Here is a 16,935-nt window from a genome sequence, read left to right on the forward strand (position 1 = left end):
GCGTGAAGGTGTTGACCGGCTCTTCGCCGTAGGCCGCAGGCGTGCCGTCCAGCTCCGGGGTGACGTTGATCGTCAGCTGGTTCGGCGTGCTCGATGCGCCGTCGCCGTCCGAGATGCGCAGGGCCAGCGTGCGGCTGGCGTTGGGGCTCGAGTCGGTGTTGGCGTAGCCCAGGTGCTGCACCAGCGCTTCGACGGCGTCCGGCGTGGCCGCCGTGCTGGTGAAGTCGATGCGCAGGGCGCTGCCGTTGGTACCACCGGTGAGCGTGCCGATGGCGTTGCCCGCGTAGCTCACCACGTTGCCCGCGACGCTGATCGGCCCTTCGCTGACGACGCCCAGTTGGTCTTCGCTGGCTCCGCCACTGGTGAAGTTCAGGTCGAGCCGGCCGCCGGCAAAGTTCGCCGAGTCGGTGTCGCTGAGGCTCACCGCGCCGTCGATGATCCGCAGGCCGGCGTTGACGGCGTTCTCGTTGAAGGTGACGGTGCCGCTGAAGTCGGAGAGGTCCGGCCGGGCTTGGCGCGGCAGTTCCGCGGTGTCGCCAAAGACCCGCTGGAAGATGCCGCTGCCGCTGCCGTCCGAATGATTGTCAGCCTGCCAGGCGACCACGAAGTTGCCGTTGCCCAGATCAGCAATGGCCGGGGCCGAGTCGCCCCGATAGACCCCGGCCGTGCCGCCGTTCACGCGCCGGTCGCCGTCCACCGGCTGGCCGCTGGCGTCGAATTCGCGCAGGTAGACGTCGCCCCAGTAGTCACCCGTGTCGTTGTAGAAGGCGACCACGAAGCCGCCCGTGGCGAGGCCGCTGACCTTGGCCTGGTATTGGGCGCCGTTGGTGTTTTCGTTCACCTGGAGCGCATCGCCCACCGCCGCGCCGTTCAGGTCGTAGCGCTGGGCGAAGGTGGCGTAGCTGGAGCCGTCGAGCCCGTTGTGGTCTTCCCAGACGACGACGAAGCCGCCATCGGCGAGGGTTGCCACGTCGGGGTTGTACTGCGTGCCGGTGGTGGTGGTGTTGACCTGGAAGGTGTCGCCAAAGCCGCCCGCTGCGCTGTAGGTGCGCCCGAAGACGCCCCAGCCGCTGCCGTCGTTGCCGTTGCTGTCGCGCCACACGATGACGAGATCGCCGTTGGCGTGGGCGGCGATGCGCGGCAGGTCCTGGCCCCCCGGCTGTGCGTCACTGGTGCCCGGCGTGACGCTGACCCGTTGCTGCGGGGTGCCTTGCACGTTGCCGGCGTTGTCGTAGCGGGTCAGGTAGATGTCGTGGCCGTTGCCGCCGGCCACGTAGCTATCGGACGACCAGGCCACCGCGAAACCGTCGGTGTAGCTGGCCACGACGCCGTGGAACTGGGTGCTTTCGGTGGTGGTGTTCACCACGATCGGGCTGCCCGCCGTCGAGCCGTCGGCGTTGTAGCGCTGGGCGAACACGCCCCAGCCCCAGCCGCTGCCTTCGTGGCTGCTGTCGTCCTGCCAGGTGATCACGTAGCCGCCGTTCGAGAGGCCCGCGACTTGCGGGTAGCTTTGCTCGCCGGCCGTAATCGTGTTGACGCGGAACTCAGGGCCCACCGCTTCGCCCGAGGCGGTGTAGCGCTGGGCGTAGGTGCCCCAGGTCGAGGTGTCCTGGAGGTAGGAGTTCCACGCGATCACGTAGCCGCCGTCCGTCAGCCGGCCGATCGCCGGGTTGCTCTGGTCGCTGGGCGTGAAGGTGTTGACCGGCTCTTCGCCGTAGGCCGCAGGCGTGCCGTCCAGCTCGCGTGTCACGTTGATCGTGACCAGCCCCGCCGCCGTGGAGGCGCCATGACCATCCTCGATCCGTACGCCCACCTGACGGCTGGCCTGCGGACTGAACGCGCTGTTGCCATAGGCGATGTTCTGGACCAGCGCCTCGATCGCATCGGTCGACGCCGCCGCGTTGAGCGTAACGGTCAGGTTTCCGCCGTTGCCGCCACCGGATACCGAGCCGATATCCACACCGCCATAGGAAACCGTGCTGCCCGCCACTCCGATCTGGCCAAAAGCACTGCCCTGGTTGCGGATCGACAACTGATCCTCCACACCGCCGCCACTGGCGAAGAAAACCGTGACCACGCCACCATCGAAACTGGCACCGTCCGCAGCAGTGAAGCTGACGAAGCTATCGAGAACCTGAGGGGTGGTATTGACGAGGTTTTCGCCGAAGGTCACGCTGCCGCCGAAATCGGCGAGGGTTGGCGCCGCCGGGCGTACCAGCTCGGCGGCGCTGCCGAAGAGTTGCTGGTAGACCCCGGAAGAAGATCCGTCCTGGTCATCCGAACGCCAGGCCACGATGAAGTTGTCACTGCCGATATGCGCCACCGTCGGCTCGTACTGGTAGTAGGCCGCACCGGGTGTATTGACGCGCACTTCGCCACCCGCGGGCGTGCCGTCCGCCTGGTATTCGCGCACGTAAACGTCGGCGTAAGTGCCGGCAGAGCCCCAGCTTTCGTTATACCAGCTGACCACAAAGCCGCCGTTGGCCAGGGCAGAAACCTCCGGCTGATACTGGTTGCCGCCAGTGCTCTCGTTGATCAGAAACTCGCCGCCAAGCTTCACGCCCGATGCGTCGAAGCGCTGGGCATAAACGCCGTTGGCGGAACCGTCGTGCCCGCTGTCGTCCGCCCACACAACGACAAAACCGCCGCCGGCGAGCGTAACCACATGGGGGTCGTACTGGCTGGACGTGGTTGTGGTGTTGACGGCAAACTCGCCGCCCGCCTTGTTGCCGCTGGCGTCGAAGCGCTGGCCGTACACCCCGGCACCGCTGCCATCCTGATAATCGGAGCGCCAGACGATGACGAAAGAGCCGTCGGTGAAGGTGGACACCCTGGGCTCGTACTGGTCATAGGTTGCCGACGTGTTGACCGGGAACTCGCTGCCCAGCGGGCTGCCGTCGTTGCTGTAACGCTGGGCATAGATGCCGGTGCCGCTGCCGTCCTGGTAACGGGAAAACCACGTGGCGACAAAGCCTCCGTCGAAGGCTGCGAGCGCGGGATGGTTCTGGTCGTAGTCGGTGTAGGTGTTGATCCGGAACTGGCTGCCCTGGGCAAGGCCGGAGGCGTCGAAGCGCTGGGCATAGACACCCGAGCTGCTGCCGTCGCCGTTCTGGTCGGTCCAGGCAATGGCAAAGCCGCCGTCGGACAAGCCGACAATGGCCGGATTGGTCTGGTCTCCTGATCTTTGGGTATTGACCCGGAACTCGGCACCGACCGCGCTCCCGGAGGCGTTGTAACGCTGCGCGTAAATTCCATCGACAGAACCATCCTGGCCTCTGGACACCCACGTCAATACATAACCGCCACCTGTAAGTCCAGCTGCCTGCGGGCTGTATTGGTAGTCATTCGTGTAGTAATTAACGCGCCCTTCACCGTAAACCGCAGCCATTTTTATCCCCTTACCGTTATGTGGCTCCAGGCAACGGCCCGCAAGCCTTATTCAGGGAGATTTCAGCAACTTCCATACCTGTTAAAAAAATAAATAAAAACAATTGGTTAAAAAACTTAAATCTTTATTTGTAAAAAAATCTGACAAACGACACGCCCAAAGCACTTTGCCTACGGCACTCGACCGTCACCCACCGGAGACGCTCCATGGACGGGACTGCCCGGAGCGAAGCTCATGAGGAAAGGCAAGGGCCATCCTTGCGCAAAACCGCTGTAACGCAGGGCACGTAAGTTCGGGGGCTTCCTCAACCTTACGGGCCTGCCCATGATCAAGAAGCCTTCTGCGCTCATCGCCCTGGCGATTGCCGCGCTCGCCCCCGCCGTATCCCACGCCGACCAGGCCTTCCCCGCCACGCTTGCCGGGCATGCCTTTTTGCCGGCCGCCACCTTCCTGGCGGCACCCAAGGACGCCCCGGCGAGCCTGGCCGTTTCGGGAAAATACACGGCCGCCGACGCCCGTCGGGTCGAGGCTGCGGGCAGCCTTCCGGGCCACTCCTATCTGTCGGACAAAGCCGCCCCGCGCCCGACCAATGTGTCCCTGCCCTTCAAGGGGCAGCCGGTGCAGGGCTTCTCGGGCATCAAGAGCGACGGCGCTGGCCGGTACTGGGTGCTGCAGGACAACGGCTACGGCGCACGCAACAACAGCGCCGACGCCATGCTGATGTTCCACCGCGTCAAACCGGACTGGCAGAAGGGTGGCGTCAAGCTGGAACAGACGTCTTTCCTTCACGACCCGGACCGCAAGCTTCCGTTTCTGATCGTCAATGAAGGCACCCGGAAGCGCTACCTCACCGGCGCCGATCTGGACATCGAATCCATCCAGCCCATCGGCGATGCGATCTGGCTGGGCGACGAGCTGGGCCCGTATCTGATCAAGACCGACCGCAAGGGCAAGGTTCTGGCGGTGTTCGAAACCCGGGTGGACGGCAAGGTGCTCAAGTCGCCGGACCACTTCAGTGTGACCACGCCGGCCACCTCCGGCCAGTTCAACACCGTGGCCCGCCGCTCCCGCGGCTACGAGGGCATGGCCGCGTCGAAGGATGGCCAGTTTCTCTACCCGATGCTCGAAGGCCCGCTGTGGAACGCGGAAGACAAGAAGTGGGAGCACAAGGACGGCCGGGAATACCTGCGCATCCTCGAATTCAGCGTGGCCAAGGGCGAATGGACCGGCCGCTCGTGGAAATACGCCCTCGAGCAGAACGGCAACAACATCGGCGACTTCAACATGATCGACGCCGACACCGGCCTGATCATCGAACGGGACAACGGCGAGGGCCTCCCCGAGCACGCCTGTAACGGCCCGGCCCGGCCGGACTGCCAGAACGTGCCGGCGAAGTTCAAGCGCGTCTACAAGATCAGCCTCAAGGACACCGACGCGGACGGCTTTGCGAAGAAGATCGGCTACATCGACCTGCTGGACATCCAGGACCCGCAGCACCTGGCCCGCCGCGGCGGCAAGGACGGCAAGTTCAGCTTTCCCTTCGTGACCATCGAGGACGTGGACGTGGTGGATGGCGAGCACATCATCGTCGCCAACGACAACAACCTGCCCTACTCCGCTGCCCGCCAGCCCAACCTGCAGGACGACAACGAGTTCATCCTGCTGCACGTGCCCGAGCTGCTCAAGGCTCGCTGATCAGGATTCGCCATGCCAACCATCAATCTCAAAAAGCTGGCCGGCGCGCTGGCGCTGGCCGCCGTGGCCGTCGTGGCCCACGCCGAAGAGGCCGTGCTGGACATCTACCTGGCCCGCCACGGCCAGACCGCCTGGAACCTGGAAAAACGCCTGCAGGGCGCAACCGACAACGTGCTCAACGAAACCGGCAAGGGCCAGGCGCGCCAGCTGGGCGACACGCTGAAGGGCGTCGGCTTTTCGGCGGTGTATGCCAGCAGCCTCGCCCGCGCCCGTGAAACAGCCACCCTCGCGGCGCCCGGGGTCACCCACACGCCGCTGCCGGCGCTGGCCGAGCGCAGCTTCGGCAAGTTCGAAGGCATGTTCGAGGATGGCCGCGATGCCAGCCTCGGCGCTGAGTTCAAGGCCCGCGCCAGCAACCCGGACGACACCCTGGACGGCGGGGAATCCCTCAACAGCCAGGCCCGCCGGGTAGCCCAGGCCGTCGAGCAGATCCGCAGCACCCATAAAAAGGGCAGCGTGCTGGTTGTCAGCCACGGGGGCGTGACGCCGCTGATCCTCGCCCACCTGCTCCAGCTGCCGGCCAGCGAAGCCGCCACGCGCGTCAAACAGGCCAACGACGAGGTGTACCTGGTCCGGATCCGCGGCCAGCAGCCCGTCCAGACCTGGAAGCTGATTGGCAAGGACGCGCTGGAGCAACTCTGACGCTGTTCATTACCGCGCGGGCGGGGGCATTCACACCCCGCCCGTGATAGACGCACCGCCGCTTCTCGCGTAGGATCGCGGCCGTCATTGGGGAGTAGCCGCCCTTCTTTCGAAGGGGCTTGCGTCAACATACTTGGCCAGTCCGGCCATGGCGCAGGCAGTTTCTGAACCTGGCAAGACCTTTGACCACCTCGCCTCCGGAGTGGCCGGAGAGGCGTCGTGGTCATTCGTCCATGTCCGGCCAGGAAATCAAAATGGAAGCCTTCCTCGTATCCACGGGCATCGTCGCCCTCGCTGAAATCGGCGACAAGACGCAACTTCTCGCTTTCATACTCGCCGCCAAGTTTCGCAAGCCGGTGCCGATCATCATCGGAATCCTGATTGCCACGCTGGCCAACCACGGCTTCGCCGGTGCGGTTGGCGCGTGGGTCACGACGCTCCTCGGCCCCGAAACCCTGCGCTGGGTGCTCGGCGTGTCCTTCATCGGCATGGCCATCTGGACGCTCGTCCCCGACAAGCTCGATGAAGACGACGCCAAGCTGGCCCAGCTCGGAGTGTTCGGCACCACGCTGGTCGCGTTCTTCCTGGCCGAGATGGGCGACAAGACCCAGATCGCCACCATCGCGCTGGCCGCCCAGTACCAGAGCCTGGCGATGGTCGTGGCCGGCACCACCCTGGGCATGATGCTGGCCAACGTGCCGGCGGTGATCCTGGGCGACCGCATTGCCAACCGGATTCCGGTGCGCCTGGTGCATGGCATCGCCGCGGCAATTTTTGCGGTTCTCGGCGTCGCCACGCTGCTCGGAGCCGGCGAGAGCCTGGGGTTCTGAGGCGCGCCCCACCCAAAACCCACTGCAAGCAAGGACAAACCCGATGAGTGACCTGAGAGAACTGGCCGAGCTGGACAGCGACGACGCCAGCCCGGAGCGAGAGGCCGCCACCAAGCGCAGCACCTGGATCAGCGTGATCGTGAACATCGTGCTGACCGTGACCCAGGTGGCTGCCGGTGTGCTGTCCGGCTCCCAGGGCCTGATCGCCGACGGTGTGCATTCGCTGTCCGATCTGATCGCCGACTTCGTGGTGCTGCTGGCCGTGCATCACAGCAAGAAGGCGCCGGACGAGGACCACCACTACGGCCACCAGCGCTACGAAAACGCCGCCTCCATGGTGCTGGGCGGCCTGCTGCTGGCGGTCGGAATCGGCATGGTGTGGTCGGCGGTTCACAAACTGCAGACGCCCGAGTCGATTCCCACCGTGCACCTGCTGGCCCTGTGGGTGGCCCTGGGCGCGCTGATCGCCAAGGAGTTGCTGTTCCGCTACATGCTGGCGGTGGCCGAGCGGGTGCGCTCCAGCATGCTGGTCGCCAACGCCTGGCACGCCCGCTCCGACGCCGCCTCGTCCCTGGTCGTGGGCATCGGCATCGCCGGCAACTTGCTGGGCTTTGCGCTGCTCGACCCGATCGCCGCGCTGATCGTCGGCTGCATGGTCAGCAAGATGGGCTGGAGTTTTCTGTGGGATGCCCTGCACGACCTCACCGACCGCGCCGCCAACGAAGAGCAGATCGCCGCGATCTCCGCCGAAATCCTCGCCACGCCGGGCGTGCTGGGCCTGCATGAACTGAAGACCCGCAAGACCGGCGACATGATCCTGGCGGACGTTCATCTCGAGATCGACGGCAGCCTCAGCGTTACCGAGGGGCACGACATTGCCGAGCTGGCCCGCATCAACGTGATGACCCGGCACCCGGTTCTGTATCTCCTGGTCCACGTGGACCCGGTTATTCCCCCGGTGCCCGACTGCCCGCGTGGGGCGTAAACAGCGCCCTCACATCGACCCGCGCCTTGAGCCGGGCCGCGAGCAGGTAAAGCCCGCCGAGCTTGCGGTGCAAAAACAGGGTATCGACCGGCGGGATGTGCCAGAAATCCCGGTCGAGGCCGAGCTTCATGCCCGCATCGCGCATGCGCAGCGACAGATCGGAACGACCGAAATCGAAGGGGCCGGCCTGGCGCAGGGGTTCGCAGGCCAGCGTGATCATCTCGAGCACGGCGTGGCGATGGCGCGCCTCGAGCGCCTCTGACACATAACCGATGTCGGCCGCCGCGGCGGCAAGGCCGGCCGGCTCGCCCCGCATCGCCGACGTGAGCAGGCGCCGGTAGGTTTCGGACACGGCTGCGTCAAAGGGGCGGGTGGCGCCAAAGTCGAGCAGGATCAACCGGCCCGTCGCCACCTCGTAAAGATAGTTTGCGAAGTTGGGATCGGTCTGGACGAGGCGGAATTCGAAGATCTCGCGAAACAGCAGCTCGAACAACAGGCCGACCAGCCGGTCCCGCTCGGGCTGCGGCGCATCCTGCAGCGACTCGATCGCCACGCCCTCCACGCGGGACATGGCGAGAATGCCCGGCGTGGTGAGTTCCGCCCGCATTTCGGGCAGCAAAAACGCCGGGCGGTCGGCCAAGAGCGCCCGGTAGCGCGTCAGGCGGGCGCCTTCCAGCAGGTAGTCGGCTTCCTCGTGGAGTTGCTGTTTGGCCGCTTCGAGCAGGCTTGATACGTCCAGGGTTTTGGGTAGCAGGCCGGAGATTCGCAGCAAGCCGGCAACGTTGTCGATGTCGCTGGCAATGCTCTGCCTGACGCCGGGGTACTGAACCTTGATGGCGAGCCGGCTGCCGTCGCTCGCCTCGGCAGCGTGCACCTGGCCGATCGACGCGGCCGCCATCGGGGTGAACGAGAAGCGCCTGAAATGGCGCTCCCAACCCGCCCCCCAGTTTTGCGCCAGCACCGGCACCAGCTGGCTCATGGGCATCGGGCGGGCATCCGAGCGCAAGCGCGACAGGATTTCACTCAGCTCGGGGGGCAACAAGTCTCCGCCATCCATCGACAGCAACTGGCCGACTTTCATCGCCGCGCCGCGCATCTGGGCCAGTTGCTCGGCCACGCGGCGGGCGTTGGCCGGCGTGAGCAGCAGCTCGCCGACGCGGGGCCGTCGCCCGCCGGCCAGTTGCCGCGCCCCTTCGGCCAGCATGCCGCCCGCCACCCCGGACGCCAGGCTCCCCAGGCGGGCAAGCCGCGACAGGCGCCCGGTGGGCACGGCAAAAGCGCTGCGTTCGGGCCTGGTCGCCATCAAGCCGGCACGAGGAATGCACCGCTCAGCAGGCTGGCACAGGCCACCACGGTGAGGCGCAGGCGCAGCGGCAGATACCAGCCCGGCAAGCGAGCCCGGGCGGCGAGGCGTCGATCCTGCCAGTAATGCACCAGAAAACCGGTCACCAGAAGCAGGCCGGCATCGATGGGCACCAGCAGCGTCGCCGGCCAGGCCATCAACGCCGGCACCGTGCTCCAGATGAAGCACGCCCGGCGACGTCCCGCATCGAGGCTGGGCAGGTTCATCGCAAACCCCCAGTGCAGCGCGCCGACAAAACTCAGGATCACCGCGCCATAGGCCATCAGCGCGTCGCTCCACAAATAGGCGTGATGGGGATCGACAACAATGGCCAGCACCGTACCCGCGAAGGGCAGCAGCCCGCCGTAGCCCAGCCAGGCCACGCTGCCGGGCAGGGTGTCAGTGTGCGCGTGGTTCATGGCGGATCACTTGACGAGGGGGCGTATCTGCGAAAAGCCGGCGTCCATCGACCACACCTGGCCGGTCACCCGCGCGGCCTGTTCGGACAGCAACCAGGCCATCAGGCGGGCGAGTTCCTGCGGCGAGCCGATGCCCGGCAGCGGGTATTGCCTGGCCGCCGCCTCGCGGGCCGTGGCACTGCCGATGATCCCGGCCGAAGCCGGTGTTTCCATGATGCCGGGCGCCACCGCGTTTACGCGGATGCCGGCCCCCGCATGGCTGGCCGCCGCCGCGCGCACGAGGCCCTCCACGCCCGCCTTGGCGGCGGCCACGGCCTCGTGGTTGGGCGTGCCGATCTGCGCGGCAGCCGACGAAACCAGTACCGCCGCGCCGGGGCGGCGCGCGCTGCGCAAGGCACCGACAAACCCGCCCAGGGTGTGAAACGCACTGATCAGGTTGGCCCGCAGGCAGTCGTCGAAATCCGCCTCGGCCATGCGGTGCACGCTACCCAGCCGGATGTTGCCGACGCAGTGGGCCAGGGCGTCCGGCACCAGCTGGTGTGCCGCCGCCACTTCAAACACCTTCTGCACGCCCGCCACGCTGCTGCAATCGGCTTCGATATGCAGATGCGCCGTGCCGAACGCCTCGGCCAGCCGCCCGGCGTCGCGACTCACCACGATCAGCCGCCAGCCCTCTGCCGCCAGTTCGCCTGCCAGGGCCCGGCCCAGTCCGCCGGCTGCGCCGGTAATCAATGCGATTTTTTCCACGACCACTCCCGGGTTTCCGGGCGCATCCAAAAAACCTTCTTTGAGCGCCTCGTCTCGCCTAGTATCATGAGATACCACTCTTTTTGTCTAGGACAAAAATGAATAAAAGTCCAAGAATCGCCGTTATTGGCGCTGGAATATCCGGTTTGTCCTGCTCAAAAAATCTCCACGACGGCGCTTTTGAGCTTTTTGTCTACGACAAAAGCCGGGGCCCGGCCGGGCGCATGAGCACCCGCCGCGGTGACGGCTGGCAGTGCGACCACGGCGCCCAGTACTTCACCGCCCGCGATCCGGGTTTTCGCGCCGAAGTGGCGCGCTGGCAGGCTGCCGGCGTGGCCGGCGTGTGGCCGGCGCGGCTGGCGGTTTTCAACGAGGCCGACGGCCAGCGCAGCGAAACGCGACTCGAACGCTTCGTCGGCGTGCCGCGCATGACCGCACCGGCCCGCTTTCTGGCCGACACCCTGCCGCTGACGGCGCAAACCACCATCACCCGGCTCGAGCGCACACCGGCGGGCTGGCAGATCACATCCGCCGAGCACGGCCAACTGCCGGGCCACTTCGACGCGGTGCTGCTGGCCGTGCCCGCCCCCCAGGCCGTGCCGCTGCTGGAAGCAGTGGCGCCGGATCTGGCCGCCATCGCCGCCGGCGCCGTGATGCGCGGAAGCTGGGCGCTGATGCTGCGCTACGACGCCCCCGTGGCCCTTTCCTTCGACGCCGCCTTCGTCAATTGCGGCCCGCTGCGCTGGATCGCCCGCGACAACAGCAAGCCCGGCCGCGGCGCGCAGGAAACCTGGCTGCTGCACGCCAGCGCCGAGTGGAGCGAAGCCCACATCGAAGAGACGCCCGAAGCGGTGGCCGCGGCGCTGCTGCAGGCCTTCGGCCAACTCGGCGGCCCCGCCCCGCAGGCCTGGTCAGCCCACCGCTGGCGCTACGCCGACACCGAACCGGCCCTCGACAAGGGCTGCGTCTGGGACGCCGGGCTGCGCATCGGCCTGTGCGGCGACTGGCTCAATGGCGGCAAGGTCGAAGGCGCATGGCTGAGCGGACAGGCGCTGGCGCGGCAGGTTGCGCAGTCTTTCGGCGCAGCCTGACATCGCCGGGCGCGCGTCATGGACTACAGCGTCGTCTGGTTCAAGCGTGATCTGCGTCTTCATGATCACGCCGCGCTGCACGCCGCCGCCGCGCGCGGGCCGCTGCTGTGCCTGTACGTGGTGGAGCCCGCCCTGTGGCAGGCGCCGGACACCGCCCGCCAGCATTACGAGTTCATCCTTGAGAGCCTGCGCGAGCTGTACCGGGCGCTACGCCAGCTGGGCGGACGGCTGCACCTGGTCACCGGCGACGTGGTCGAGGTGCTGGATCGCCTGCATGCCGCAGCGCCGTTTGGCGCGCTGTTTGCCCACGAAGAAACCGGCAACGGCCTCACCTTTCAGCGCGATCTCGCGGTGGGCCACTGGTGCCGATCCCACGGCGTGCACTGGCAGGAATTCCCCCAGTTCGGCGTGGTGCGGCGCCTCGCCAGCCGCGATGCCTGGCAGGCCCGCTGGGAAGCCCTGATGGCCCAGCCCTGCCTGCCCACGCCCCAGCACCTGCGCTTTGCGCCCCTGCCCTGGCCCGATACGCCGCCCCCCGCGGCGGCGGCCCTCGGACTCGCCGCGCACGATCCGCCCCACCGCCAGACCGGCGGGCGCAGCCACGGGCTGGACGTGCTGCACGATTTTCTCGGCGAGCGCAGCCAGCAATACCGCGGCGGCATCTCGTCGCCCCTGTCGGCGCCCACCGCCTGCTCGCGCCTGTCGCCCTACCTGGCCTTCGGCTGCCTGAGCCTGCGCGAAATCGTGCTCGCCGCGCGCTTCAAAAGCGCCACCCTGCCCGCCTCGGCCAGTCGTCACAAAGCCGGCATCAGCGCCTTCATCAGCCGCCTTTACTGGCACTGCCACTTCATCCAGAAGCTCGAAAGCGAGCCCGAACTCGAATTCCGCAACCTGCACCGGGGCTACGACGGCATGCGCGAAGCCGACTGGAACCCGCGCCATTTCGAGGCCCTGACCGCCGGGCGCACCGGCTGGCCGCTGGTCGATGCCTGCGTGGTGATGCTGCGCGAAACCGGCTGGATCAACTTTCGCATGCGCGCCATGCTCGTCTCGGTGGCCGCTTACCCCCTGTGGCTGCACTGGCGGCCGGTCGGGCTGTGGCTGGCGCGGCAGTTTCTCGACTACGAGCCGGGGATTCACTGGAGCCAGATGCAGATGCAATCCGGCACCACCGGCATCAACGTGCCGCGCATCTACAACCCCATCAAGCAGGCCCGCGACCACGACCCCCACGGCCATTTCGTGCGCCGCTGGCTGCCGGCCCTGCGCCGCGTGCCCGACAGCTGGCTGTTCGAACCCTGGCGCATGCCCGCCGACCTGCAGGCCCGCCACGGCCTGCAACCCGGCGACATCGCCGAGCCGCCGCTCGACCTGGAAGCCGCCACCCGCGCCGCCAAGGCCCGCCTATTTGCGCTGAAGGCCCAGCCGGACATCCGTGCCGCCAAAGCCGCTATCGTGCAAAAACACGGCTCGCGCAAACGCACGCCCACCACCCCATCCCGCGGCAAAAAAGCCGCCAGCAAGAATCAAATGGATCTGGATTTCTGAATGTCGATGCGCAAAAAATCCGACCTGCCCACCAAGCCCTGCCAACGCTGCGGCCGCCCTTTTGCCTGGCGCAAAAAATGGGCGCGGGTGTGGGACGACGTGAAGTACTGCTCCGAACGCTGCCGCCACCACAAGGCCCAAGCATGAGCACCGTCATCTACTGGTTCCGCAACGATCTGCGCCTCGCCGACAACCCGGCGCTGCGCCACGCCTGCCGAACCGCCAGCCGGCTCGTGCCGGTGTATTGCCACGCGCCGGAGCAAACCACCGAATGGGGCTTCGCGCGGGTCGGGCGCCATCGCCGGCAATTTCTCGCCGGGGGCCTCGCCGATCTGGCCACCCAACTCGGCGCGCGGGGCAGTGCGCTCGTCGAGCTGCACGGCGACCCGGTGGGCAGCCTGGCCGCGCTGGCACAGCAAACCGGCGCCCGTCAGATCGTCTGCGAAGCCATCGCCGCGCCCGAAGAGGCCGCCGAAATCGCCGCCCTGCATGCCACCGGCCTCGACGTGGACTGCCACTGGCAATCCACCCTGCTCGATCCGGACAGCCTGCCCTTCACCTCCGACCGCCTGCCCGACGTGTTCACCGCGTTCCGCCAGGCCGTCGAGAAAGCCGGCATCGCTCCGCGCCTGCCGCTGCCTGCGCCGGCGCTCATGCCGCCACTGCCGGCGGGTTCATGCCCGGCGCCCGTCGCCCCCAACACCCAGCCCTCCCCGACCACGGCCGACCCGCGCTCGGCCTTTCCATTTGCAGGCGGCGCAAGCGCCGCCGAGGCGCATCTATCCCAATACCTGCAGCGCAAACTGCCCCACACCTACAAGGCCACCCGCAACCGCCTCGCCGGCATCGACGATTCCAGCAAGTTCTCGCCCTGGCTCGCCTCCGGCGCCCTGTCGGCCCGGCAGATCATGGCCCGGCTCAAGGCCTTCGAAGCCGAACACGGCGCCAACGAAGGCAGCTACTGGCTGTGGTTCGAACTCTTGTGGCGCGACTACTTTCGCCTGCTGCACCGCAAATACGGCCGGCGCCTTTACTGCGCCAGCGGCCTCAACGGCCACCACACGCCGGCCCACGACCCCGACGCCTTTGCCCGCTGGCGCACGGGGCAAACCGGCGAAGCGCTGGTCGACGCCGGCATGCGCGAACTCGCCGCCACCGGCTACCTCTCCAACCGCATGCGGCAGATCGTCGCCAGCCACCTGATCCACGACTGCGCCTGCGACTGGCGGGCCGGCGCGGCGTGGTTCGAGGCGCAACTCATCGACTACGACGTGTGCAGCAACCACGCAAACTGGCTCTACATCGCCGGCCACGGCACCGACCCCCGCGGCGGGCGCCGCTTCAACCCCGACAAGCAAACCCGCGAATACGACGCCGACGGCCGTTACCGCGCCCTGTGGAGCCGCCCATGACCACCCTGCGCCTGATCCTCGGCGACCAGCTCAACCCGCTGCACAGCTGGTTCGACGAAACCCGCCCCGACGTAGTTTACGTTCTGATGGAAGTCCGCCAGGAAACCGATTACGTCCTCCATCACGCCCAGAAGATCCTGGCCATCTTCGCCGCCATGCGCGACTTCGCCCGGCGCCTCACCGAAGCCGGCCACCGCACGCACTACCTGGCCATCGACGACCCAGCCAACCGCCACAGCCTGCCCGCCAACCTCGACGCGCTGATCGATCAGCACGCCGCCACCCGCCTCGAATACCAAGCCCCGGACGAATACCGCCTCGACCGCCAGCTCGCCGATTACGCAGCGCAGCTGGCGATTCCGGCAAGCATGGTGGACAGCGAACATTTCTACACCGGCCGCGACGACGCCGCGAACCTGTTCGAGAGCCGCAAGCTGTGGCTGATGGAACACTTCTACCGCCACATGCGCACCCGCCACGACGTGCTGATGGCCGGCGGCAAACCCATGGGCGGGCAGTGGAACTTCGACCACGACAACCGCAAGCCCTGGCCCGGCCTGCCCCGCGAGCCCGCCGACTGGCGCACCCGGCACGACCACTCGGCCCTGTGGCAAAGCATTGTCGCGGCCGGCGTGAAAAGCTTCGGCGAACCCGACGCCGCCCGCCTCGCCTGGCCGCTGAACCGCGAAGAGGCGCTGCAGCACCTCGACGACTTCATCACCGAAGCCCTGCCCCATTTCGGCGACTTCCAGGACGCCCTCACCTACCGGGCGTGGCGGCTGTTTCATTCGCTGCTGTCCTTCGCCCTCAACACCAAAATGCTCAACCCCCGCGAAGTCGTCGCCAAGGTGGCGGCGGCCCATGCCGCAGGGCAGGTTCCGCTGGCGGCGGCCGAAGGCTTCATCCGGCAGATTCTCGGCTGGCGGGAATACGTGCGTGGCGTGTATTGGGCGCGCATGCCGGGCTACGCCGAACACAATGTCTTTGAACACCACCAGCCGCTACCCGAGTGGTTCTGGACCGGGCAAACCCACATGCGCTGCGTCGGGCACGCCATCGGCCAGTCGCTGGATCACGCCTACGCCCACCACATCCAGCGCCTGATGGTGATCGGCAATTTCGCGCTGCTCGCCGGGCTCGATCCGGCCGCCCTGCACCGCTGGTATCTGGGCATCTACATCGACGCCTTCGAGTGGGTCGAGCTGCCCAACACCGTGGGCATGAGCCAGTTTGCCGACGGCGGCCTGCTCGCCACCAAGCCCTATGTGTCGAGCGCCGCCTACATCGACCGCATGAGCGACTACTGCAAGGGCTGCGCCTACGACAAGAAGGCGCGGGTGGGTGAAAAAGCCTGCCCCTTCAACGCGCTGTACTGGGATTTTTTCGACCGCAACCGCACCAGGCTTGGCACCAACCACCGCCTCGGCATGGTCTTCAAACAGCTCGCCCGCTTCGATGAAAGCACGCTGGCCGGCATCCGCCAGCACGCCGAATCGCTCAGGAACAGGCTGGACACGCTATAGCCAAATCGGGCCGGAGCACCACCGGCCTCCCGATCCGGCTTGCCCCGCATCGTTTCGCCCCCCATAATTTTCTCGTGGGCAGCCGTTTCGCCTTGCCCCAGGACAAGGCAAAACCGCGAACCTCGCGGTACAAGAGCGCCTGTCCCGAACAGCCCCACGAGACGATGAACCAGAGAGTCATTCCCCTCGCCGACGAGCGCCAGCTCAGGCAACTGCCGCCCGTACCCGCCGAACTCGTAGCGCCCAGCGGCCTGCTGCTCGACAGCCGCGGCCGGCCCGTGAAGGATTTGCGCATTTCGGTCACCGACCGCTGCAACTTCCGCTGCGTTTACTGCATGCCCAAGGCCGTGTTCGACAAGGACTACGCCTTCCTCCCCCGCGAAGCGCTGCTCAGCTTCGAGGAAATCGCCCGCCTTGCGCGCATATTCGCCGCCCACGGCGTCAGCAAGATCCGCCTCACCGGCGGCGAGCCCCTGCTGCGCCGCAATCTCGAACGCCTGGTCGCCCAGCTGGTCGCCATTCCCGGCATGGAAGTCACGCTCACCACCAACGGCGTGCTGCTGCCCAAAAAGGCCCCCGCCCTCAAGGCCGCCGGACTCACGCGGCTCACCGTCAGTCTCGACTCGCTCGACGACACCACCTTTCGCGCCATGAACGACATGGACGTGCCGGTAGCCGACGTGCTGGCCGGCATCGACGCCGCCAGCGCCGCCGGGCTCGGGCCGGTCAAGATCAACATGGTCGTCAAGCGCGGCATGAACGACCACGAAATCGTGGCTATGGCCCGCCACTTCAAGGGCAGCGGCCACATCCTGCGCTTCATCGAATTCATGGACGTGGGCAGCTCCAACGGCTGGCGCATGGATGACGTGGTGCCCTCGGCGGAAGTCGTGCGGCGCATCGGCGAAGCCTTTGCGCTCGAGCCGGTCGACCCCAACTACAGCGGCGAAGTCGCCGAACGCTGGCGCTACGCCGACGGCAGCGGCGAAATCGGCGTGATCTCGTCGGTCACCCAGGCCTTTTGTTCCACCTGCACCCGCGCCCGCCTGTCCACCGAAGGCCGGCTCTACACCTGCCTGTTCGCCCAGAGCGGCCACGACCTGCGCGCGCTGATGCGTGGCCAGCGCAGCGACGCCGAACTCGCCACGGTGATCGGGCAGATCTGGCAGCAGCGCGGCGACCGCTACTCGGAAATCCGCACGGCCGAAACCGCCGCCCTGCGCAAGATCGAAATGTCCTACATCGGGGGCTGA

Annotated in this window: 14 protein-coding genes and 1 riboswitch; of the genes, 10 read left to right on the forward strand and 4 right to left on the reverse strand. The window is 67.0% G+C overall.

The features are described from left to right. On the reverse strand, positions 1-3,388 hold a 3,388-nt coding region (locus tag Q1W26_RS02310), incomplete at its 3' end, for a hypothetical protein (protein WP_300435325.1). Between the two features lie 324 nt (positions 3,389-3,712). Between Q1W26_RS02310 and Q1W26_RS02315 the strand changes: the two genes are divergently transcribed. From Q1W26_RS02315 to Q1W26_RS02330, 4 genes are all read left to right on the forward strand, one after another. After that, a complete protein-coding gene (locus Q1W26_RS02315; RefSeq protein WP_300435328.1) occupies positions 3,713-5,083 on the forward strand; it encodes an esterase-like activity of phytase family protein in 1,371 nt (456 codons plus the stop codon). Between the two features lie 12 nt (positions 5,084-5,095). Beyond that, positions 5,096-5,785 carry a histidine phosphatase family protein gene (locus tag Q1W26_RS02320; RefSeq protein WP_300435331.1) on the forward strand — a complete coding sequence of 230 codons (690 nt, stop codon included), beginning with the start codon at positions 5,096-5,098 and terminating at the stop codon, positions 5,783-5,785. Between the two features lie 77 nt (positions 5,786-5,862). Continuing rightward, a riboswitch (yybP-ykoY riboswitch) is annotated at positions 5,863-6,035 on the forward strand. Positions 6,036-6,039: 4 nt separating this feature from the next. Further along, positions 6,040-6,615 carry a TMEM165/GDT1 family protein gene (locus tag Q1W26_RS02325; protein WP_300435334.1) on the forward strand — a complete coding sequence of 192 codons (576 nt, stop codon included), beginning with the start codon at positions 6,040-6,042 and terminating at the stop codon, positions 6,613-6,615. 43 nt (positions 6,616-6,658) lie between these two features. Continuing rightward, positions 6,659-7,600 carry a cation diffusion facilitator family transporter gene (locus Q1W26_RS02330; RefSeq protein ID WP_300435337.1) on the forward strand — a complete coding sequence of 314 codons (942 nt, stop codon included), beginning with the start codon at positions 6,659-6,661 and terminating at the stop codon, positions 7,598-7,600. Here the strand turns inward: Q1W26_RS02330 and Q1W26_RS02335 are convergent. Genes Q1W26_RS02335 through Q1W26_RS02345 form a run of 3 tightly spaced genes read right to left on the reverse strand, consistent with a single transcriptional unit; the run spans position 7,563 to position 10,108 of the window. Further along, entirely contained in the window at positions 7,563-8,903 is a 1,341-nt protein-coding gene (locus Q1W26_RS02335) for an AarF/ABC1/UbiB kinase family protein (protein ID WP_300435339.1), read from the reverse strand. The genes Q1W26_RS02330 and Q1W26_RS02335 overlap by 38 nt on opposite strands. After that, positions 8,903-9,361 (reverse strand): DUF3429 domain-containing protein, encoded by a 459-nt coding sequence (locus Q1W26_RS02340; RefSeq protein WP_300435341.1) that lies wholly within the window; start codon positions 9,359-9,361, stop codon positions 8,903-8,905. Before Q1W26_RS02340 ends, Q1W26_RS02335 begins: the two co-directional genes overlap by 1 nt. Positions 9,362-9,367: 6 nt before the next feature. Further along, complete coding sequence (locus Q1W26_RS02345) at positions 9,368-10,108, reverse strand: SDR family oxidoreductase (RefSeq protein ID WP_300435344.1); 741 nt, start codon at positions 10,106-10,108, stop codon at positions 9,368-9,370. A 98-nt stretch (positions 10,109-10,206) separates the two neighbouring features. Between Q1W26_RS02345 and Q1W26_RS02350 the strand changes: the two genes are divergently transcribed. The 6 genes from Q1W26_RS02350 (at position 10,207) to moaA (ending at position 16,935) form a co-directional block, all read left to right on the forward strand. After that, positions 10,207-11,199: an NAD(P)-binding protein gene (locus tag Q1W26_RS02350; protein WP_300435346.1), complete on the forward strand. Its 993-nt coding sequence runs from the start codon at positions 10,207-10,209 to the stop codon at positions 11,197-11,199. Between the two features lie 18 nt (positions 11,200-11,217). Further along, positions 11,218-12,747 (forward strand): FAD-binding domain-containing protein, encoded by a 1,530-nt coding sequence (locus tag Q1W26_RS02355; protein WP_300435349.1) that lies wholly within the window; start codon positions 11,218-11,220, stop codon positions 12,745-12,747. Next, positions 12,748-12,894: a DUF2256 domain-containing protein gene (locus tag Q1W26_RS02360; RefSeq protein WP_300435352.1), complete on the forward strand. Its 147-nt coding sequence runs from the start codon at positions 12,748-12,750 to the stop codon at positions 12,892-12,894. Next, positions 12,891-14,159, forward strand: a complete 1,269-nt coding sequence (locus tag Q1W26_RS02365; protein WP_300435354.1) for a DASH family cryptochrome — start codon at positions 12,891-12,893, stop codon at positions 14,157-14,159. The genes Q1W26_RS02360 and Q1W26_RS02365 overlap by 4 nt, the downstream gene beginning before the upstream one ends. Then, positions 14,156-15,682 carry a cryptochrome/photolyase family protein gene (locus tag Q1W26_RS02370; protein ID WP_300435356.1) on the forward strand — a complete coding sequence of 509 codons (1,527 nt, stop codon included), beginning with the start codon at positions 14,156-14,158 and terminating at the stop codon, positions 15,680-15,682. Before Q1W26_RS02365 ends, Q1W26_RS02370 begins: the two co-directional genes overlap by 4 nt. 164 nt (positions 15,683-15,846) lie before the next feature. Further along, positions 15,847-16,935 carry a GTP 3',8-cyclase MoaA gene (moaA, locus tag Q1W26_RS02375; RefSeq protein WP_300435358.1) on the forward strand — a complete coding sequence of 363 codons (1,089 nt, stop codon included), beginning with the start codon at positions 15,847-15,849 and terminating at the stop codon, positions 16,933-16,935.

The sequence above is a fragment of the Zoogloea sp. genome (assembly GCF_030157465.1).
In the GTDB taxonomy this organism is placed as follows: Bacteria; Pseudomonadota; Gammaproteobacteria; order Burkholderiales; family Rhodocyclaceae; genus Zoogloea.